The 21247-nt window shown below is 48.3% G+C and carries 16 protein-coding genes; 10 read left to right on the top strand and 6 right to left on the bottom strand.

Annotated features, from left to right (window positions below):
• The first annotated feature begins 181 nt into the window (after nt 1-181).
• From L1285_RS00710 to L1285_RS00685, 6 genes are all read left to right on the top strand, one after another.
• Nucleotides 182-1714, top strand: a complete 1533-nt coding sequence (locus L1285_RS00710; RefSeq protein ID WP_235410560.1) for a GGDEF domain-containing protein — start codon at nt 182-184, stop codon at nt 1712-1714.
• A gap of 14 nt (nt 1715-1728) precedes the next feature.
• Complete coding sequence (ppnN, locus tag L1285_RS00705; protein WP_235410559.1) at nt 1729-3072, top strand: nucleotide 5'-monophosphate nucleosidase PpnN; 1344 nt, start codon at nt 1729-1731, stop codon at nt 3070-3072.
• 69 nt (nt 3073-3141) lie between these two features.
• Nucleotides 3142-3918, top strand: coding sequence for a flap endonuclease Xni (gene xni, locus L1285_RS00700; protein WP_235410558.1), 777 nt, complete (start codon nt 3142-3144; stop codon nt 3916-3918).
• 57 nt (nt 3919-3975) lie between these two features.
• Nucleotides 3976-4362 (top strand): DUF3192 domain-containing protein, encoded by a 387-nt coding sequence (locus tag L1285_RS00695; protein ID WP_046005244.1) that lies wholly within the window; start codon nt 3976-3978, stop codon nt 4360-4362.
• Nucleotides 4359-6044, top strand: a complete 1686-nt coding sequence (locus tag L1285_RS00690) for a hypothetical protein (protein ID WP_235410557.1) — start codon at nt 4359-4361, stop codon at nt 6042-6044. Before L1285_RS00695 ends, L1285_RS00690 begins: the two co-directional genes overlap by 4 nt.
• A 200-nt stretch (nt 6045-6244) precedes the next feature.
• Complete coding sequence (locus L1285_RS00685) at nt 6245-7252, top strand: isocitrate dehydrogenase (RefSeq protein WP_125718173.1); 1008 nt, start codon at nt 6245-6247, stop codon at nt 7250-7252.
• Nucleotides 7253-7286: 34 nt separating this feature from the next.
• Here L1285_RS00685 and L1285_RS00680 read toward each other — a convergent pair whose 3' ends face one another.
• Nucleotides 7287-10235 carry an immune inhibitor A domain-containing protein gene (locus tag L1285_RS00680; RefSeq protein WP_235410556.1) on the bottom strand — a complete coding sequence of 983 codons (2949 nt, stop codon included), beginning with the start codon at nt 10233-10235 and terminating at the stop codon, nt 7287-7289.
• Nucleotides 10236-10637: 402 nt separating this feature from the next.
• Between L1285_RS00680 and L1285_RS00675 the strand changes: the two genes are divergently transcribed.
• Nucleotides 10638-12359: an acetolactate synthase 3 large subunit gene (locus tag L1285_RS00675; protein ID WP_235410555.1), complete on the top strand. Its 1722-nt coding sequence runs from the start codon at nt 10638-10640 to the stop codon at nt 12357-12359.
• Nucleotides 12359-12856 carry an acetolactate synthase small subunit gene (gene ilvN / locus L1285_RS00670; RefSeq protein ID WP_046005249.1) on the top strand — a complete coding sequence of 166 codons (498 nt, stop codon included), beginning with the start codon at nt 12359-12361 and terminating at the stop codon, nt 12854-12856. The genes L1285_RS00675 and ilvN overlap by 1 nt, the downstream gene beginning before the upstream one ends.
• Before the next feature lie 46 nt (nt 12857-12902).
• On the opposite strand, the gene L1285_RS00665 is transcribed toward ilvN, so the two are convergent.
• The 5 genes from L1285_RS00665 to L1285_RS00645 form a co-directional block, all read right to left on the bottom strand.
• Nucleotides 12903-13178, bottom strand: a complete 276-nt coding sequence (locus tag L1285_RS00665) for an HU family DNA-binding protein (protein ID WP_046005250.1) — start codon at nt 13176-13178, stop codon at nt 12903-12905.
• 231 nt (nt 13179-13409) lie between these two features.
• The gene (phrB, locus tag L1285_RS00660) at nt 13410-14789 is read right to left on the bottom strand and encodes a deoxyribodipyrimidine photo-lyase (protein WP_235410554.1); all 1380 of its coding nucleotides are present in this window, start codon (nt 14787-14789) and stop codon (nt 13410-13412) included.
• On the bottom strand, nt 14789-15760 hold the full coding sequence (locus L1285_RS00655; RefSeq protein WP_235410553.1) for a YbgA family protein: 972 nt from the start codon (nt 15758-15760) through the stop codon (nt 14789-14791). The genes phrB and L1285_RS00655 overlap by 1 nt, the downstream gene beginning before the upstream one ends.
• 34 nt (nt 15761-15794) lie before the next feature.
• Nucleotides 15795-16112, bottom strand: coding sequence for an MGMT family protein (locus tag L1285_RS00650; RefSeq protein ID WP_125718185.1), 318 nt, complete (start codon nt 16110-16112; stop codon nt 15795-15797).
• Nucleotides 16096-16992 carry a LysR family transcriptional regulator gene (locus L1285_RS00645; protein WP_125718187.1) on the bottom strand — a complete coding sequence of 299 codons (897 nt, stop codon included), beginning with the start codon at nt 16990-16992 and terminating at the stop codon, nt 16096-16098. Before L1285_RS00645 ends, L1285_RS00650 begins: the two co-directional genes overlap by 17 nt.
• Before the next feature lie 90 nt (nt 16993-17082).
• Between L1285_RS00645 and L1285_RS00640 the strand changes: the two genes are divergently transcribed.
• Complete coding sequence (locus L1285_RS00640; protein ID WP_442960466.1) at nt 17083-18168, top strand: efflux RND transporter periplasmic adaptor subunit; 1086 nt, start codon at nt 17083-17085, stop codon at nt 18166-18168.
• Between the two features lie 2 nt (nt 18169-18170).
• The gene (locus L1285_RS00635) at nt 18171-21224 is read left to right on the top strand and encodes an efflux RND transporter permease subunit (RefSeq protein ID WP_235410551.1); all 3054 of its coding nucleotides are present in this window, start codon (nt 18171-18173) and stop codon (nt 21222-21224) included.
• Nucleotides 21225-21247 lie beyond the last annotated feature (23 nt).

Here is a 21247-nt window from a genome sequence, read left to right as displayed (position 1 = left end):
ATGGTTCGATAAAAATGTAAATATGGGATTAAACTAACAAAAAAGTCTGATCCCTGCGCTTTAAACACGACGAGTCAACGGTCAAAATAGGTGGATCCACGGCCTAAAATCTTCCACATTTATCAGTAATTTGATGTAAACTTGCTAATGAGTAGGTTAAAACAATAGATGTTAGGTTTCTGTGACTGATAAAACTGCGCGATTAGAGAAAAAACTATCACAAGCGATTGAAGCTAGAAAGGCGCTGGAAGAAGCGAGAAAGCAGCAGGTCGATACCCTGTCGGAGTTTGCCGCTAAACTTACGCTTGGCTGTAAAGGGCAGGATGTGTCTTTGGATAACCTGCTGGCAAAGTATCGCAGTGCACTGGCAAAGGGCATGGACTTTGAACATCTTGCTCCTTTAATAGAAAATACCAGTGCTCAGTTAAAGCAGCTTGATAGCACCAATTCTGCAAATCAACGCGACCTGGTAACCCACATCCAAAGCGCCGGGAAACAACTCCAAAAGCTGCGCGGTGTGCCTGAAAGTACACGTCGTAAATTACGTCATCTACTGGATCATGAACTGGGTGATATTGATGCTATCCCAGAGTTCGTGCCTTTATTGGATAAGTTATTGCAGTTCTATCTGCAAGTGTTTGATGCCAAGTACGAGATTGATAGCGAGGCGCAACAAAACGATCCGGAGCTGGCAACTGAGTTACTGGGCCTGACCAACGAGTTAGTATTTGAGGACGACGTGGCCGATGAGGTCACGGCCATCAAGCACAGCATTTCTACCGACTCGAGTATCGATTCGTTATTGGGCAATGCCATCGCCGTTATTCGTATTTTTGCAAAATCCATTGCGCGGGAAAGACAATCCGCACAGGGCTTTTTGGTATCGCTAAATCAGACTCTTGAAGAACTCCACAAATCCATCGTTGATACCACCAGTCACTCTAAGTCTATCAATAAAGAGCTCAATGCGTTGAATGAGCGCATTGAGGCCAAAATTAAACGACTGACAGAAAACACCCAAAAGGCATCGTCTATCTCTGAACTTAAAGGGTTGGTCGATGACGAGCTGGCGCAGATTAGTAAAGATCTGGTGGAGCGAGAACACATTGAGCGACGTGATAAAGAAGCCCTGCTTGAGAGCTTTGATACCATCAACAGCCGCATTAATGTGCTCGAAAACAAAGTGAACACCTATAAAAAGCGGCTCAATGAACAAAGATTCAAAAGCCTGCTTGACGGCCTGACGAAACTGCCTAACCGCTCTGCCTTTGACGATCGCTACAGCCAGGAGTTTCATTTGTTTGAAATCCAGGGCAACGATGTCACTTTGGTGGTGGTGGATGTCGACCACTTTAAATCAATTAATGACAAATATGGCCACAGTGCCGGAGATAAAACACTGCAGGTGATTGCCCGGGCGCTGAAAAAGTCTATTCGTAAATCCGATTTTATAGCGCGTTATGGCGGCGAGGAATTCGTGATCCTGATGCCGGGCATGCCTATTGAAGCAGCCTATGCACCGCTTGAAAAAATACGTGCAACCGTTAAATCGATCCCATTTCGCTTTAAAGACAAAGAGGTGCGGATCACTATCTCGTTAGGCGCAACGCAACTCAAAGAAGGCGACTCTAAGCTCACCGCCTTTGATCGTGCAGATGAAGCGCTATACGAGGCTAAAAACAGCGGCAGAGACAAACTTTGCTTGCGTGAATAACAAGGAGATTGCCTATGCATGTCCAGTTAAACCCAACAGGCGTACTTAATTTACTTTCTAAACTGGAAGTTGATCTGCTGCAACAGACATCGACCATTGAAAAATACAGGCTGTTCAGAAATTGTGTTTTAGCGGTACTTAATGTAGGCAGTCATACCGACTCAAGCTACGAAATCTATAACAAATATCGGGACTTTGATATTAAACTGCTGTCCCGTGAGCGCGGCATAAAAATAGAACTGACCAACCCGCCAGAATCTGCGTTTGTAGACGGTAAAATTATCGCGGGGATACACGAACATATCTTCTCTGTGATCCGCGACATCTTGTTTATTTGCCAGCGTTACGAAGAACAGCTCACCGACCCCAAACAAATTACCCACATGGTCTTCGATATGCTGCGCAATGCCGGCGCACTCGAAGTCAATACAGACCCAAATATGGTGGTCTGCTGGGGCGGTCATTCCATTAATGAAGAAGAATACAAGTATACCAAGGAAGTTGGCTACCAGCTTGGACTGCGTGGTCTGAATATCTGCACAGGTTGTGGACCAGGCGCCATGAAGGGCCCGATGAAAGGCGCCACCATAGGACATGCCAAACAAAGGATCACCAGCAATCGTTATCTTGGCCTGACTGAGCCGAGTATCATTGCGGCCGAGCCGCCAAACCCAATTGTCAATGAACTGGTGATCCTGCCTGATATTGAAAAACGCCTTGAAGCCTTTGTCAGAACCGCACATGCCATTATTATCTTCCCTGGCGGTGCCGGCACGGCCGAAGAGCTACTTTATTTACTCGGGATCCTGCTGCATCCCGACAACGCCAAGCAACAGTTGCCGGTTATTCTGACTGGCCCAGGCTCATCTAAGGCTTACTTTGATGAGCTTTGTGACTTTGTCGAAAAAACCTTAGGCAAAGAAGCGTTGAGTAAATTTGAAGTGCTGGTTGATCAACCGGAGTTGGTTGCACAAAAGCTAAGCCACGGCATGGAGCAGGTACGTGAATATCGTAAAACGCAGGGCGATGCCTATTACTTTAACTGGACGCTGAAAATTGAAGAGCAATTCCAGCACCCATTTGAACCCACACACGACAATATGGCAGAACTAGATTTGCATCTGGCGCAACCTACACAAAATCTGGCAGCCAATCTGCGCCGGGCATTTTCCGGTATTGTGGCCGGTAATGTAAAAGAGCAAGGTATCGCAGCCATAAAACAACAAGGTCCGTACATACTGAGCGGTGACACGTCGCTAATGACTGATATGGACAAACTGCTACGCGCTTTTGTCGCACAAGGCAGAATGAAATTACCGGGCAGCGCTTACGTTCCCTGCTATCAAATCAAATCTTAACCTGTGCTGGGTAAGGGTTAACCTTACCCCGACACACTAAACTTCTATGACATACCGCTAAAGAGTTACATGGCAAAATTACTTCTTATTGATGCACTGAACCTGATCCGTCGGATCTATGCAATTGACGTCGATCAGGGTGCGAGTGAACAGCAGATCATGCAATCGTGCAAAGCCCGCGTCCACAATGCCTGCAGTAAGCTGCTCAGGCGCATCGAGCCCAGTCATGCGATTGCCGTTTTTGATGGTGAACGCAGCTGGCGCTATCATTACTATGCTGATTACAAACACAGCCGAAAACCCATGCCTGAACAGCTAAAACAAAATCTGCCGTTTATTGCGCAAGGATTTAAAGAATGCGGTATCACTGCGTTTTTCCCGGAGCAGGATGAAGCAGATGACGTCATTGCGACTTTGGCGAGCAAAGCCAGTAATAATCAGGTTCAATCGGTTATTGTGTCGACCGATAAAGGGTTTTTACCCCTGTGCTGTGAAAACATCGACATTTATAATTACTTTTCGAAGTCTTTCACCGGTCACAAAGAGATTGAAGAGAAATTCTCAGTTCCCTACCACGCTTTGACTGAGCTGTGGGCACTGATGGGGGATAAGACCAATGATATTCCTGGCGTAAAAGGCATCGGAAAGAAAACCGCTATTGAGTTAATCTCAGAATTTGGTCAGGTTGAGCATGCACTCAATGCAACAACACTTGCGAACGCAACGCGGCGTAAACTGGAACAGGACCTGGATAACTTTATTTTAAGTAAAACACTCGTTTCGCTACAAACTGACATCAATCTTGGCTTTAATTTAAGTCAACTCAGGGTTATTGAGCGCAAATAGCTTGTTGTGTTGCAGCGCTTCCGTTACGCTAGCTTCGGGAGTATTTGGTGTATTTCAATGATTAAAAAGGTTTTACAATACGTTTTTCTCGGCCTAGCCGTGTATGGGGTCATAGTCTATCTGGTCATTAATTTTTATAAAGATGACCCGCAAGCGATGATCTGGCAAGACAGAGAAGCCTTTAACAAGCGTTATATCAGTAAACTTAAACCCGATATGCTAATCGAACTGGACGAAGTGCTGGAAACGCTTGGCAGTCCGGACCTGACCTATGTGAAATCAGAGGGCGATCGTGTCGTACAAATCGTGTTTTACAGAACACAGCTAGTTAAACCGGATGGGATCACCACGCAAGATGAGTGCACAGGTCTGCTGTTTGAAAATGGTAAGCTGACGCTTTGGGGCGCAGGCGCAATTGTGGCGTATGACAAGGCTTTTGAATGACGGTCAATGAGGATATAGCAAGACAACTACACAAACTCCTGACTCAGTCTGAGTCAGTATTGTCGCTATACTATGACAAAAGCAGCTGGCCTAAAATTGACGTAACACTGTCTCAGCTGGCCGAGCAATTTACCCGCCTTTACCGACTGGCTCCCAATGCCCTCCATGCACATTTGCATTTTATCTCTGTTCCCTTCCGTCACTCAACCAATGTGCTCGTAAAGCAGTCTGTTGTGCTAGGTATGCTTGGGTATGCCCATGGTTATACTGAGCAGATGATCCATGAGCTGTTAGTCGCGGGCTTTGCAAGCGTGCTGTGCGCCAATCGCGAATATGACAAGCAGGCAACCGATAAGCCATTGTCTAAGGTAGAATCGCAAAAGCTCAAGCTGCGCCATCAGCTCGCAGTTAAGGTACTTGATGCAGGTCAGCTAAAGTCGCCCCAGATAACGCGGATCCTGGCCCGGCTCAGTGGCTATGAATTGTCCATCAGCCGCAGGAGCAACACCCCATTGTACGACAATGTTACATTGTTGGTTGCCATCGCGACCCAAATTGCCAATGCTTTGATGAAAAAGCATCAGCGCGCTTCCCTGCCCGCTGTCATCAAACAATTATATTTGAACAATACCCATACTTTTGTGCAGGCCAGCTTGCAACTAATCGCTCGTCAGCTAGCTGCCTACCCGGCCGGTGCCGTACAACAGCATCAAGGTCACCAGGCGCTGCTACTTTGCGAAGAGGATAAGCATGCCATTCTGGCCATTATTGAGTCAGGTAAGATCACCCGTTTAATTAAAACACAAAGGCGTCACCCGCAACGCTACCAGGCAGTCCGGGTTTCAGATCCACAACTACTGTATCGGGTTTGGTCGCGTATCCCGCCCCAACCCCTTGCAACAACTTCAGATCAAATGACAGAAGCGCTTCATGTAGTCGAACAACTGGGCGGGGAAAATTTTAGTAGCTTCAGAGCAATAGAAAAAACCATCGCGCCATTTAGAGAAATCGAAACGGCTTTATCGCAAGCAGCAAGACTCTACAACCGGGAAGCGCAAAAAGGCGCCAACTTACGCCACTGCCTGACAATGGTTGGTCTGGACGCTGCGGCGCTGCTTTGTCAGCGCGTGTTGGTTGAGCAGCTCATTGTGCAACTAAAGCACCCTTTCGCCAAAGATATCTGGCACAAATACCAGTTATTTGCCCAGGTCCTGGCTGCGCTCGTACAGCAAAATTATGGCCATCACTATGAGCATATTCTTTCACCGGTCAGTGCAGCCATCGCTTTTATGCTCAAACATCACAGCGTAGACATAAAGCGCTTTGTGCACACAAGCGAGTGTGCAGATAACCCTCACCCTGTTTCTCTGGCAAACTTGTATGGTTTTGTGGCATTTGATGAAGAGGCGTTTAAGCACTATTTCCATAGTCACTTTGCCAATAGCGATGCACACCGCGCTTTTGAACAGTCTGAGTTGTACAGAAAATCAAAGCTCAAAGGCTTGTCTCTGACCTTTACCGCAGTAAAGATCCTGACATTACAAATCAGTGACGCCAACTTCCAAACCTCCGCCTGGCAACGACAGGTACTGGATGATCAGGCTAAGCTCCATGACTGGCCAAGTCTTAACGCGCTGCTGGCACATCTGCAATCTCTTGGTTTGTATAATTTGATTGAGTGATATTTACGCGATAAATATAATGCATACCGAGCATTCACTATATTTATGGTATTTATCCATTCCTGACTGGAATATAAAGGAATAAATTGCTATAAAACGCGCTTAAATTTTCAAGCGATCCAACATCACCCGAACAGCTCTACTACACTTGGTTAGAATTGTTCTCAGATGTGAATTTACTTTTGATAAAGGAAACATAAATGGCTAAGCAAACTATCACGGTGATCCGTGGCGACGGCATCGGTCCAAGCATCATCGACTCGGCAATTGAAATTTTAAATGCAGCAGGCTGCGAATTCGACTACGAGTACGTTGACGCAGGACTGGCAGCACTGGAAAAAACCGGTGAGCTACTGCCTCCTGAGACGTTGGAAGCCATTGAACGCAACAAAATCACGCTGAAAGGCCCGCTTACAACTCCAGTTGGCGAAGGCTTTACGTCTATCAACGTAACACTGCGTAAGCACTTCGGCCTGTACGCTAACGTGCGTCCGGTTAAATCTTTCGAAGGCACTAAAGCGCGTTACGACGATATCGATATCATCACTGTACGTGAAAACACTCAGGGCATGTACTCTGGTCTGGGCCAGGTTGTCTCTGAAGATGGCAGCGAAGCAGAAGCTATGTCTAAAATCACGCGTGAAGGTGCAGAGAAGATCGTAACATTTGCATACGAGCTGGCACAGCGTGAAGGCCGTAAGAAAGTAACTGCGGTACACAAAGCGAACATCCTGAAGTCAACTTCTGGCCTGTTCCTTAAAGTAGCACGTGAAGTTGGCGAGCGTTACCCTGACATCGAGTCTGCGGAAATGATCGTGGATGCAACGTGCATGAAGCTGGTTATGACACCAGAAGAGTTTGACGTTGTTGTAACAACTAACCTGTTTGGTGACATCATTTCTGATCTGTGTGCGGGTCTGGTAGGTGGTCTGGGTATGGCGCCTGGTGCGAACATCGGCGAAAACGCGGCAATTTTCGAAGCAGTACACGGCAGTGCGCCAGATATCGCTGGTAAAAACCTGGCAAACCCAACGTCTGTGATCCTGGCGTCTATTCAAATGCTTGAATACCTTGACATGGGTGAGACAGCAGACAAAATCCGCAACGCCGTTGCTGATGTGATCAAATCAGGTGACCGTACTACTCGCGACTTAGGCGGTAACCACGGCACGACTGACTTTACACAAGCGGTTATCGAGCGCCTGTAATATCAATCGGTCTGATTGAATACCAACGCCCTGCTTATGCAGGGCGTTTTCTTATCCTGATTAACATCATTAGCAACATACTTAATCCAAACAAACTACCTGCTGATCCCTCCTGCCCTGAGCTGGCTGTCTCAGACACTGAAATATCCTTGGTCACCGTCACCTGCTGATTGTCATTCAAGTCAGTCATTGTCGCCGTCACCTGATAGCGCCCAGCGCCCTGATAGGTATGACTGACGGCTTCACCAGTTGCACTCAGGCCATCCCCAAACGCCCAGCTAACCGCGTAATTACCCGAGCCACCGCGCATCGACAGGGTTAGGTTGGCAGTTAAACCACTTTGTGCAGCGGTGATCTCGCCGCTCAAAGGAACAGTGACATTTTTCTCAATCGTGTTACTTACCTTGCTGCCATTGGCATCCTCCAGCAACACGACTATGCGGTAGAGCCCGGATAACTTGTATTGATGCTGAACTTGTGCCCCTTCTAGTTGAGTCCCGTCTCCCATCTCCCAGCGCACGTTTACAGGCGCAGCTCCACCCTGATACTGTGCACTGGCAATAATATTACCGTCTTCACCCTTGATGCTGGCTTCTAGCAACTCTAATGGCGCGGCCAGTGTGAACTGCTGTTCAACCGATTGCGTTTCTCCGGCGGCGTTTTTGCGGGTAAATGTCACGGTGTAAGTGCCCCGACTATTGTATTGATGAGAAGGCGCAAGTAACTCACTGCGATTGCCGTCACCAAAGTGCCATTCAAAGGTATCTGACGTATTTAAGGCTAGTCCTGAAACAGAGAAGCTCACGGTAAGCCCATCTACAGCGGCACGAATTTTTGCTTTGGGTGAAGCCGTCAATTGTAATTGCGCTTGCCTGTACTGATCGGTGACCTCAAGTAACTCAATGGTTACGCCATGCTCGGGCAAGGTCACACCAGAAACAGGCTGCTGAGGGTGACTATAGTCCTGCGCATCACTGAACGTATAAATGGCTTGTAGCTGATTATCACCAAGCCCGGGGTTTTGATCCTCCAACCTCAGTGCGGCGTCTCTGAGTTGGATCCGGGTAGCAGCAGGAGTCTCGCTGGTGGTCCTGGGTATAATGCCCTGATCAGTATCTACCACCAATATTTTACCTTCGCCCGGATGTAATGATGTTGAATTATTGTCGAAATTCTCGTTGGCATACCAAACTAGTACGCCTGGCATATAGCTGGCGCCTTGCAGTCCTGCGTCTATGCCATGGTGCGACCTGAGTTGCAGATAGTAGGCCTGCTCGAGTCCTTCTCGATACCGGCTTATTCTGCTAAAGCCATGCAAAGACAGTTGCTCAGCAGACTCCCCATCAGCCATTACGATGATATTTTCTTCGTCCGAGATGGTGATATCATCCAGTAAAATCCCAAGTCCGTATTCCACACTGTCGGTTTGATAAAGGAATTCCAGGGTAATAGTTTCTCCGGCAAACGCCGCAAGCGAATAGCTGAGCTCAGTAACCTGACTCCCGTTCGCGCCACCTGCAGTTTGTCCACTGTGGCCATCGATATAGTGCATCACCGTGGGATACAGCGGATGCTGTGTCTGAGTGAGGTTACCAACAAGTGGCTGCTCATTGGCTCTAACCTGGAAATAGTCGTAGCCACGTTCAATGTCAAATCGGGCCCGCATGTTCAGGGTCAACGTTTCTGAGTCCGGCAACGCCAGTGTCATGCTCGCCAGGTTCAATGTGTTGTTTCCCTGGCCAGAATAGTATTGATATTGCCCGGATATTGGCTCTCCCACGTACTCAAGGCTGGCAGGCAGTGTCACTTTAAGCTGATCGGTTTGCCCTGAGAATTCACCCACATGACTGAGGCTGGCCTGATAACCATCACGCAACTGCGCGACGTCGACTTCAACCTGGTTAACCCAGTTGCCACCAAACTTGTTTTGTAGCCTTGTCAGGTTGCGGGGCGAGAAAGAGACAGGCTGAGCGCCGCGCAGCGGACCTAACCAATTACCGCTGGACATCACAGACCAGTTTGCGACAGGCTCTCCAATCGTGCCATTGTTGAGATCATACTCATCTATCAAGCCTAGCTCATGACCGAACTCGTGAACCACCACCCCTACACTCGCATCGATTGGATTAATGGTGTAGTTGTGGATCCGTGTGTCGCTATTTGCAATACTAACAGGCGTATAACCGTCGTCGGCCACCAAGAACCGGTGTGACCAGATAGCATCTGTGCCCAGAACACCTCCTCCGGCTTCTTCACCAATGCTTGAATGAAACAGCATAATGTGGTCAACAACGCCATCAGGCTCATTCAAAATGCCATCGCCATCGCGGTCGTTTAAGTCGGTGAGATCGTAGTCACTCAGGTTAATAGCATAACGCTCTACCGCCACCTCGACAGCTTCTTTGACCAGCTCTGCAACCTTATTATCGCGCCGGTTGCCGACTCTCTGTCCATAATAGCTTGCGTTCTGTGCCGCGGTTAACCAACCAAATACCTCTCCCGACAAAGCAAAGCTGCCACCAGACGCCTGCTGGTAGTACTGATTTGCACTGTTCAGGAGTTCGCCGTCAGGGGCTGCAAAACCCTGCTGTGAAAAAATGAGCTGCTGATAATGGTTAGCTGGATATGCGGGGTAAAACATATCCGAATCGCCCTGCGCGAGGCGGTTATCGTCATGAGGGAGATCAGGGAAATCGATAAGAATCGCCAGTATTTTAGCCCCTTGCATTGGCAGTGCTGACGCGCCCTGATAGCCTCTGAGCGACATAAGCTTCTTCGGCGGTTTGCCTGTGTACGGGGATCTGATTGCAGGTCCGTAGGACCCGGATAAATATGCCGAGATCCGCTGTCTGGCCTCATAGTCAGAAAAGCTCCGCCCGGCTTGCTTTTCAAGCCAGAAACGCAGTTGCTGTTGATCCAGTTGCAAAGCCACCACCGGATTTGCAATAACGGCAAAAAGAAGAACTAAAAGGCTGAATTTCATGCTGATTTACCCGATTTGTTGATAGCGACGATAGTAGCAGGTTGATGAGTATATTTCTAAACTCGCTCAACCCGCTCAAAAATGCATTAATTATTCACCTAAACTCAAAATAGGCGTCATGAAACACTATGTTTCAATATTTAAAATACCAAACAGGCATAATAATGCACTTTGAACATTTTTGAGCCTTGACACATTCACGGATTCACCTTTAAATAAGAGCATCAGATTAAACTTTTACGCAGATATTAAACATGCAAACATTATTCTTCACAGTTGTGGTACTCGTACTGGTCTTAGTGCTAAGTCCGGCGGGGCCGTTGTGAGCGAATGTTTGCACAGACCCCGCACCAGCGGGGTTTTTTTTTGCCTTTAATTTAAATTTTGCTGAGGAATGAGGTAATGAGTGAGCAATTTAATGGCTCGGAGCTGGTAGTAAAGGCGCTGACCGAGCTGGACGTTGAGTATATTTTTGGCTATCCGGGCGGCTCTGTTCTGGATCTGTATGATGCGTTGTTTGCGCAAAATGACATTGAACATATTCTGGTCCGCCATGAACAAGCTGCCACCCATATGGCCGATGGCTATGCCAGAAGCACCGGCAAAACGGGGGTTGTACTGGCAACCTCGGGCCCTGGTGCAACCAACTGTGTAACAGGGATTGCGACCGCCTACATGGACAGTATCCCCATGGTCGTCCTGTCAGGTCAGGTGCCATCCAATTTGATTGGTGATGATGCCTTCCAGGAAACAGACATAGTCGGTTGCTCGCGGCCGATTGTTAAACACAGCTTTAACTGTCGTGATGCAAGACAGATCCCAACCGTGCTGGCAAAGGCATTCTACCTGGCCAACTCGGGCAGACCAGGTCCTGTAGTGGTTGAGTTGCCAAAAGATATACTTAATCCGCAGCTCAAGTTTGATTATGACATGCCCACACGTATCGAGATGCGCACCTACAACCCAAGCTCCAAGGGTCACTCGCGACAAATTAAAAAAGCGGTAGATGCTATTTTGGGCGCTAAAAGGCTGGTCGTCTACTCTGGCGGCGGTATCATATTGTCAAACACCTCTGAGCAACTGACGGAGCTGGTTGAAACACTCAACGCGCCTATCACCAACACTTTGATGGGACTTGGCGGGATCAGTGGCACACACCCCAATTTTGTTGGCATGCTGGGTATGCATGGCTCTCTCGAAGCCAATAAGGCCATGGCCAATGCCGATGTAATCCTGGCATTGGGCGCGCGATTTGATGATCGGGTCACCAATAACGTGAAGAAGTTTTGCCCAGACGCCACCATAGTTCATGTGGATGTTGACCCAACTTCTATCTCCAAGACAATCCAGGCTCATATTCCGGTTGTTGGCAGCCTGGACACAGTCCTTGCACAGCTGCAACATGCGATAGAAAAAAGCGCACTGCGTATTGACCGCGCTGCACAAGAATCTTGGTGGCAACAAATTACAGCGTGGCGCGAACAACGCTGCCTAGCTTATGACACACAAGACGACAAAATAAAGCCGCAAACGGTCATTGAGAAGCTTTATCAGGTTACCCAGGGAGAGGCTTACATCTGCTCTGATGTTGGTCAGCATCAGATGTTTGCGGCGCAGTACTACCCTTTCAAACACCCAAGACAATGGATCAACTCAGGTGGCCTGGGTACTATGGGCTTTGGTCTGCCTGCGGCGATGGGCGTTAAAGTGGCGTACCCTGGCTCCGACGTCGTATGCGTTACCGGAGACGGCTCGATACAGATGAACATTCAGGAACTGTCTACCTGCTTACAGTACGGTTTAAATGTCAAAATTGTCTCTCTGAATAACCGCTCTTTGGGCATGGTACGTCAGTGGCAGGATATGATGTATGGCGGCCGTCACTCTAGTTCTTATATGGAATCCCTACCCGATTTCGTGGCATTGGCGGAAAGTTATGGTCATGTCGGGATCCGTGTTGATCACCCCGATGAACTGGACGATGCACTGGCGCGCGCATTTGCTATCAATGACCGACTGGTGTTTCTGGATATCCGCGTTGACGAAAACGAACACGTTTATCCAATGCAAATTAAATTAGGGGCCATTGATGAGATGTGGCTGAAAAAGGGAGTAAAAGCATAATGCGCAGAATACTGGCCATCTTACTGGAAAACGAACCGGGCGCATTGTCGCGCATTGTGGGCTTATTTTCTCAGCGTGCCTATAACATTGATAGTCTGACAGTAGGCACCACAGACGACACAACCCTGTCTCGTATCACCATTACCACCCAGGGTGACGACCGAGTGGTGGAACAAATAACGAAACAAGTTAACAAGCTGGTTGATGTCCTCAAGATCATTGACCTGACCGAAACCAGTCATATTGAACGGGAGTTGTTACTGGTCAAAGTATTTGCCGGCAATGAACAAACCAGAGCCTCTGTAACGCGTGTCACCGACGTATTCGGCGGCATGATACTCGATATGGGCAAGCGTAGCTACACGGTGCAGCTTGCCAGCAGCAGCGATAAAATTGCGTCTTTCCTGGATATGCTCAGACACGAAAGCGATATTATTGAGATGGTACGTTCTGGTACTGTGGGTATTGGGCGAGGCGATAAAGCGCTCAGGGGATGATAAAACAATTGGTTAAAAAAAGGGGCTAAAGCCCCTTTTTTTTTTATTAAGGATTAACCTGATCTTTAAGGCCTTTACCCGCTTTAAATGAAGGGATATTTGCCGCTGGAATTTGGATTTCAGCGCCAGTTTGCGGGTTACGACCCGTACGTGCTGAACGCTCTTTTACAGAGAAAGTGCCAAAACCAACCAGTGCCACTGAGTTACCATCTTTAAGAGACTGAGTTACAGCACCAGTGAATGCTTCAAGCGCGCGAGTCGCTGCAGCTTTTGAGATCTCAGCGTCAGCCGCCATCTTTTCAACTAGTTGAGCTTTATTCATTGTATAATTCCTATGTTTTTATAATTTGCCGAAGCGGATTCTATGGTTATCCATTTTTTTTCTTTGTGCAAGCCTAAAATCCCGTTTTAACTAAAATATTTGCGCTATTTCGCCTTATCTGACGCGGGTGTAAACATAACAGGCACAAAAATACGCACTTTTTGTTTACTTTTTAGCCCCCGCTTCTTAGCCCGCACCAGACCTGAGCCTGAGAGGCAAACGCCCTATCGATTAAACCTTGAACGCCGTCAGGGCTCTTTCACGCGCCGCCTTATGCTCTACTATCGGCTCAACATAGCCCTCGATAGCAAATGCCTGCAAATAATCATGGGGAAAGTGAATCGATTTCGCCGGTACATCCCTAAGCTCTGGGACATATTTGCGAATGAAGTCCCCTTGCGGATCGAATTTTTCACTTTGGCTAATTGGATTAAAAATCCGGAAATATGGTTGTGCATCACACCCGGTGCTGGCCGCCCATTGCCAACCACCATTATTGCTCGCCAGGTCGCCATCTATCAGCTTACTCATAAAGTAATGCTCACCCTTGCGCCAGTCAATTAACAGGTGCTTGGTCAAAAAGCTTGCCACTATCATCCGCAAGCGATTGTGCATCCAGCCTGTCTGGTTGAGCTGCCGCATTGCCGCATCCACTATCGGGTACCCCGTTTTTCCTTCGCACCATGCTTTAAACTGTGCCTCGTCCTCGCGCCAACGAACGTCATTGTACTTTTCATTGAAATTAAACCCTTTACACAACTTTGGATAGGCGCAAATTAGGTGACGGTAGAATTCGCGCCAAATCAACTCGTTGACCCAGCTAAACGCCGGTGCACTGGTCATTTGTAACAGCTCAGGAAAATGCAGCTGAATTTCAGCAAGTAATTGCTTAACCGAGACTATCCCCAACGCCAGGTACGGACTGAGCCCGGAGGTGCCCTTCACGAGCGGAAAATCACGGTTCTCTTTATACTCTGCCATTTTGTCCTGAATAAATGTCTGAACGACTTTAACCAGCGTTTCATCATCGACCGGCCATTTTTCGGAGCATGCGTCACCCTGAAGCTGCTCAGGTGCTTGCCACTGTTGCGACGAAAGGTCCAGCTCCGGCCAGCCCGGCAGATAAAAGTGTTGTTGCTCATACTGTTTAAGCCAGGCCTTTTTAAATGGCGTAAACACTTTATACATTTCGTTACTGGCCGTTGTTACACTGCCCGGTGGTGCAATTAAATCTCCGTCGAATAGTTTCAGCTGTACGCCGGCTTCCTGGCATGCGAGATCTCTGTCCTGCTCATTGACCTCGTATTCCCTATTGGCGTAAACCTGTTGCACTCCATTCTCTTGACAGAATTGGGCGAGTAGCGCTGGCACCTTAGTAAAGTCACCAGCATCTAGTACATGTAGTCGGATCCCCAGCTCGGCCAGCTTATGGCCCAACCAGACAACCCGGCGCTTCAGTAAATCCACCTGCACAGGCGCAGTATTGTGCTGTTGCCATTGTTGCTCACACAATATAAAGAGCGCATCACGTGCCCCATTTTCAACCGCTTCGATAAGCGCTTCGTTGCCATAGGCCCTTAAATCGCGGCGAAACCAGAATAACGCAGACATTAAATTGCATACCTCAGCTTAAGTTCGTTCGGATAAGGATAGAAATAGACTTGCTGCATAAGATAGTCATTTGGATGCATGATCAGATGATGGCGCAACAAGGTTAATGGCACCTGCAACGGCACCTGACCAACCCGGTAGTCGTCAATCGCCCTGCACAGTTCCTGCTTTTCGACTTTGCCCAGCACTTTTTTGAAGTAGCCCTGCAAATGCGATAGCGTGTTAGCTTGGTCTTTGCGTCTGGCTGGACGCGACAAGGCAGCCATCAGGCCACTGATATAATTCGCTCTGAGCTCCCCCAGTGGTGTTCCTTTGCCCTCAGCGAGCAACCTGCCCAGATCGCGATACGCCTGATAGTTATGACTCATCAGCAAGTACTTGTGACGAGCATGAAAACTTGTCAGCTCGTGTAACCCAGGTTGAGTGGCGACTAGCTCCTGCCAGCTTTTATAGACATAAACACGCATCACAAAATTTTCTCTCAGATGCATATCATTCAGACGGCCATTTTCTTCACACGGCAGCAAAGGGTTGCGTGCCATGATCTGCTCTGCAAATATGCCCACCCCTTCGGAGGTATTGCCGGTCTCGGCTTCGTTGTAGATTTTTACCCGCTCCATGCCACAGCTGGGACTTTTCGCACAAAAAATATAGCCTGATAACTGCTCACCATGCTCGTCTGATACTTTCTTGCCGTATTCGGCAAGATCAGGCGCGTAATCTTCATCACTGTGCGCCGGCCCAACCTTAATGACATCCTCGACCCTGACCTGACGAATGGTTTTTCTGGGAATGGGCAAGCCTATTGCCACCTCAGGACAAAAACGCACGTATTCCACGTAGTCGGCCAGTTCGTCCATACAAAAGTTGCTGCGCTTATGCCCCGAATCAAAGCGCACTTTGTCACCAGCAAGACAGGCACTGATACCTATTTTAATGGGGGAATTGAAATTAAAAGCTTGCTCTATCATTGCTCTCTCCATAACTTAAAAATGACGGATAGATTTAGCACCACTGGTACTGGCGCAAGGCAATCTTGCCACCCTGTACCTGCACCCCTTCCGAGCGTAATAATTCACTTTGCTGTCTGAACTTATCACTCTGAGGTGGAAAAGAAATTTTTCCCTGACTATTAATTACTCTGTGCCACGGCAGACTTGAGCCTGCCGGCAAGTGCTTTAATAAATAACCAACGGCTCGCGCGTGTTTAGGGGCACCGGCAAGCCCGGCAATTTGCCCATAAGTGGCGACGCTTCCCTCGGGGATTGCACCAATCAGGGTAAATACCCGTACTCTAAACTCTTCTTTAGTTTCCGTTTGCAAACTGCGCTCCTAATGCTGTGAATTGTTGCCACAAATGTCGCGCTACCGGGCCGTAATGACTCTGATGACGTCGAAAAGCGTGAATGGCCGCCGTGAACTCATGTTGACGGTCGATGATCTCAATGCGCTCCAGCTCTCCGCTTTCAAGCTCCTGACGACAGGTATTAAGACTGGTCAGTGCAAACCCGACGCCCTGTGATAAGAATAGCTTAATGGTGCTGACGTCATCCAATTTCATGACATGGAGTCCACGGGAATAGGCCAAACGTTCGCTGTCAAAGTCGAAGCCACTCTCAACCATGGCCAAACAAGGATATAAGCTCAATTCATCATAGTACATGCGCTTTGGCAACAGACCACGCTTAGCAACAACGCCCAGTTTGGTTTCTCCGATGGCGATGGACTCCAGCTCACCGGTGGCGTGAAACAAATCAAACCAGGGCCCTATCCCTAAGTCGGCGGCACCGGCGTTTACCTGCTCCAACGCGACAAAGCGCCGACCGCTGGAAATCACCAATTCAGTCGAAGGAAATTGCTTAAAGGTGCTACTAATCTGCGTGTTATACGTTTCCTGGTGGCACATAGGTTCATAGCAAATGCGAAATTTTGCCTCATTACCCTGAGAAAACTCATCCGCCAAAATTTTTAGGTGATTATGCTGTTCCAGCAGCTTCTGAGCATGCTGATGAAAGCGCTTTCCCTGCTCGGTCAGACGAATACGATAATCCTCGCGCGTCACCAGCGCAAAACCCAATTCATCAGACAGCCTTTTTAAGGCTTGCGTGACCGCCGGTTGTGACTTATATAATCGTTTTGCCGCTGCGCTCAGGCTTTGTGCATTTGCCACAGCATCGAGTACCTGAATATCTGCCAACTTCATAAATAAAATTTATTTTATACCAAAGTTTTAATAATTTTTATTTTATGCCTAAATTCATTATCCTGCACTAAATTTTAGTCTGAGGGAGTAATTTTGGTGAATAAACTCGCACTCTTTTTTCCAGCTTTGTTGTTATTGTCAGCTTGTCAGGACGCTGTGCAGCAAACCACGACAAGCCAGGTCACACGTCCAGTAAAACTGCATACCGTTGCTGATCCACAGGCCGGCCAATTACGCAGCTTTCCAGCCGAAGTCGTCGCAAACCAGGGATCTTACCTTGCCTTTCGGGTCAACGGCGAACTGATGGAGTTTCCGGTGCTGGCCGGTCAGGAAGTGAAAAAGGGTCAACTACTGGCAAAACTCGACCCGGAAGACTTCGAGCTTCAGTATCAGCAGCGCAAAGCCCAATTCGAACTGGCGGTGGCTCAGCTTAACCGGATCGAATCTTTGTATGAAAAGTCGATTACCAGTAAAGCCGAATATGATCAGGCGCTGGCAAACAAGCAAGTTGCCGAGTCTGCATTTAAAATCGCTCAGACCAATCTTGAAAACAGTGAACTCAGAGCCCCTTTCGACGGCACCATTGCCAAGGTGTTTGTGAAGAACTTTGAGAACATTGTCGCCAAACAGAATATTTTACGCCTGGAGACGCGCGACCGTATGGACGTGGTCATTCAGGTGCCGGAAAAACTGGTTGCCCGGGTAAATAAAGATCTCGACTATCATCCGACCGTGATATTTGATGGCTATACCGATAAGTCTTATCTTTTGAACATCAAAGAGTGGGATACCCAGGCCGATCCGGTTACGCTTACCTACAAAGTGGTTTTCTCTCTGCCAATTCCGCAAGACTTTAACTTGCTGGCCGGTATGACTGGCCATGTCTATGTCGACCCGAGTAAGATCACGAATCAAAGTACTTCTGCTATCATTGTGCCTAATGAAGCCGTCTTCTCAGAACAAACTCAGGAGGCTGCGGGCAACCACTATGTGTGGGTTTATAACCCGGACACTCAGTTGGTTTCAAAACGCGCGGTTCAACCGGGTCAGCTACGCCAGCAAGGCTTTGAGATCCAAAGCGGCCTTAAGCCTGGCGATATCATCGTTTCTGCCGGTGTTCATCACCTAAAAGAGGGCCTGAAGGTACGCCCATGGACTAAAGAGCGAGGCCTGTAATAATGAGTCTTGCCAAATGGTCGATTGAAAATAAAGTGATCAGTGCGATGTTCGCTCTGCTGCTGTTTTTGGCGGGCACTGTGTCGTACTTTGGACTTGGGCAACTGGAAGACCCTGAATTTACGCTCAAAAAAGCCATGGTGATCACAGTCTATCCGGGCGCTTCTCCGCAACAGGTTGAAGAGGAAGTTACCTATCCCATTGAAAACGCCATCCAGAGTCTGCCGTACGTAGATTATGTAACGTCTATTTCTTCACCCGGTCAGTCGCAGATCACCGTAGAGATGAAAAGCACCTACCGCAAAGAAGATCTAAAACAGATCTGGGATGAACTCAGACGCAAAATAAACGACCTGAAACCCAATTTGCCACCCGGCGTCTATGCGCCAAAGGTAATGGATGACTTCGCCGACGTATATGGTGTCTTATATGCCGTAACCGGTGATGGCTATTCCTATGAAGAACTTAAGGAATACGTTGATTACCTCAAACGTGAGCTGGTACTGGTCGATGGCGTCAGTAAGGTCACTATAGCCGGGGAGCAACAGGCTCAGGTCACCGTTGAAATCTCCAGTCAAAAGTTGTCGCAGCTGGGCATATCTCATAACCGCATTTTCTCGCTGCTGCAAACCCAGAACAGTGTTTCCAATGCTGGTAAAATCCGTGTCGGTGACGAATCGATCCGAATTCACCCTACTGGCGAGTTTAATCAGGTTTCTGAACTGGAAGACTTGCTGATCTCAAAGCCCGGTGCCAAAGAGCTGATCTATCTTGGCGATGTAGCCACGGTAAAGCGTGAATATGCTGAGATCCCAACACATATTACGCGTTTTAATCGTGATCAGTCTTTATTACTCGGTATCTCATTTAGCTCAGGCGTTAATGTGGTAGAAGTCGGTAAGGCGATAGACAGCCACCTGGCGTCATTGGAGTATCAGCGCCCGCTGGGCATGTCTGTTCACACGGTGTACAACCAGCCTAAGGAAGTCGAAAAGTCTGTTGACGGGTTTATTGTCAGCCTGCTCGAGGCCGTGGCTATCGTGATCATCGTACTGCTGATCTTTATGGGTGTAAAAAGCGGTATTCTTATCGGTGGTATCTTGTTGCTCACCGTGCTCGGTACCTTCATTTTTATGAAAATGTTCGCTATCGACTTGCAGCGAATTTCCCTGGGTGCGCTGATCATTGCACTGGGTATGCTGGTCGACAACGCCATTGTTGTTACTGAAGGGATCCTGATCAACCTCAAGCGCGGACAAAGCAAAGTCAAAGCTGCAGTGAATATTGTAGAACAAACCAAATGGCCCCTGTTAGGCGCGACCGTGATTGGCATTACCGCCTTTGCGCCAATTGGCCTGAGTTCGGATGCCAGTGGTGAGTTTGCCGGGTCTTTATTCTGGGTATTGCTGATCTCTTTGCTGCTCAGCTGGGTTACCGCCATTACCCTGACACCCTACTTTGCTAACATGTTGTTCAAAGAAGAGATCCAGCAAGGCAAAGAAACTGACGACCCCTATCAGGGCATTATTTTTACTGCGTACAAGGCCCTGCTCAGCCTGTGTCTGAGATTCCGCTGGGCCACCATCATCGCCATGCTGGCATTGCTGGGATGCGCATTGGTTGGGTTCAAATCTGTGAAGCAATCTTTCTTCCCTGCGTCCAATACACCGATGTTTTATGTCGACTACTGGCATTATCAGGGCGCAGACATTCGCAGCACCGCAGAGAACCTGGAGAAGCTGGAGGCCTTTTTACAAGCAGACGAGCTGGTTGAAGAGATAACCACCACTATAGGGCAAGGTGCACCGCGTTTTATGCTCACATATAGTCCGGAAAAACAGTATGCCTCTTATGGCCAGCTGATCATTCGAGTTAGCGACCGGGATGCGGTGGCCACTATGATTGCGAAAGTACGGGACTTTGCTGCGCACAACGAGCTGGATGGCAAACTCAAAGTGAAGCGCATGGAAATTGGTCCATCTACCGACGCCAAAATTGAAGCTCGCTTCTCTGGTCCAGATCCGGTCGTACTGCGACAGCTGGCAGATCAGGCCAAAAATATTCTGGCACAGGACTCGGGCGCGTTTAATATTCGCGATAACTGGCGTCAGCGCGCCAAAGTACTGGAGCCGGTTTTTAACGAGCAAAAGGCACGCCGACTTGGGATCAGCAAATCCGACCTCGACCAGTTATTACTGACCAGCGTGTCGGGTAACAAAGTGGGTTTGTATCGAGATGGCACCAAGATGCTGCCTATCGTAGCCAAAGCACCGGAAGTTGAACGACGCAGCGTTGAAAACCTGGTTGATCTGCAAATATTTAGCCCTGTGCTCAATGTGTATGTGCCACTTGGCCAGATCCTCGATGACGTTGAGGTAGTCTGGGAAGACAGCCTTATTATGCGTCGCGACCGAAAACGCACCATTACTGTGATGGCAGATCATGACGTGATCGGCAACGAAACTCCGGCCAAACTGTTTAACCGGGTACGCGCCGATATCGAAGCAATCGAGCTGCCGCAGGGCTATGAAATGCAGTGGGGTGGCGAATTTGAGTCGTCCAGTAAAGCACAAAAAGCCATTTTTGGCTCGTTACCGCTGGGCTACTTGTCGATGTTTATGATCACTGTATTGCTGTTTAACTCGGTCCGTAAGCCACTGGTTATCTGGAGTACAGTACCACTTGCCATCATTGGCGTAACCGCAGGTCTGGTCGTTTTCCAGGCAGCGTTTAGCTTTATGGCACTGCTTGGGTTATTAAGCCTATCGGGCATGTTGATTAAAAATGGAATTGTTCTTATGGATCAAATTAACCTGGAGCTGGATAGTGGCAAAGACCCCTACCAGGCAGTATTCGATTCCGGGGTAAGCCGTGTGCGACCTGTGTCTATGGCGGCCGTGACCACAATTTTGGGCATGATCCCGTTGCTGTTCGATGTATTTTTCAAATCCATGGCCGTGACAATCATGTTTGGCCTCGGTTTTGCCACCGTGCTGACACTGATAGTGCTGCCGGTGATATATTGTCTGTTCTTTAAAGTAACAGCACCCAAATAGCAAAAAGGGCCGCATTGAGCGGC

The organism is Pseudoalteromonas sp. DL2-H2.2 (assembly GCF_021532535.1).
Lineage (GTDB): Bacteria > Pseudomonadota > Gammaproteobacteria > Enterobacterales > Alteromonadaceae > Pseudoalteromonas > Pseudoalteromonas rubra_A.
Note: the sequence above shows the minus strand (reverse complement) of the source record. Positions and strands in the feature narration are given on the sequence as shown.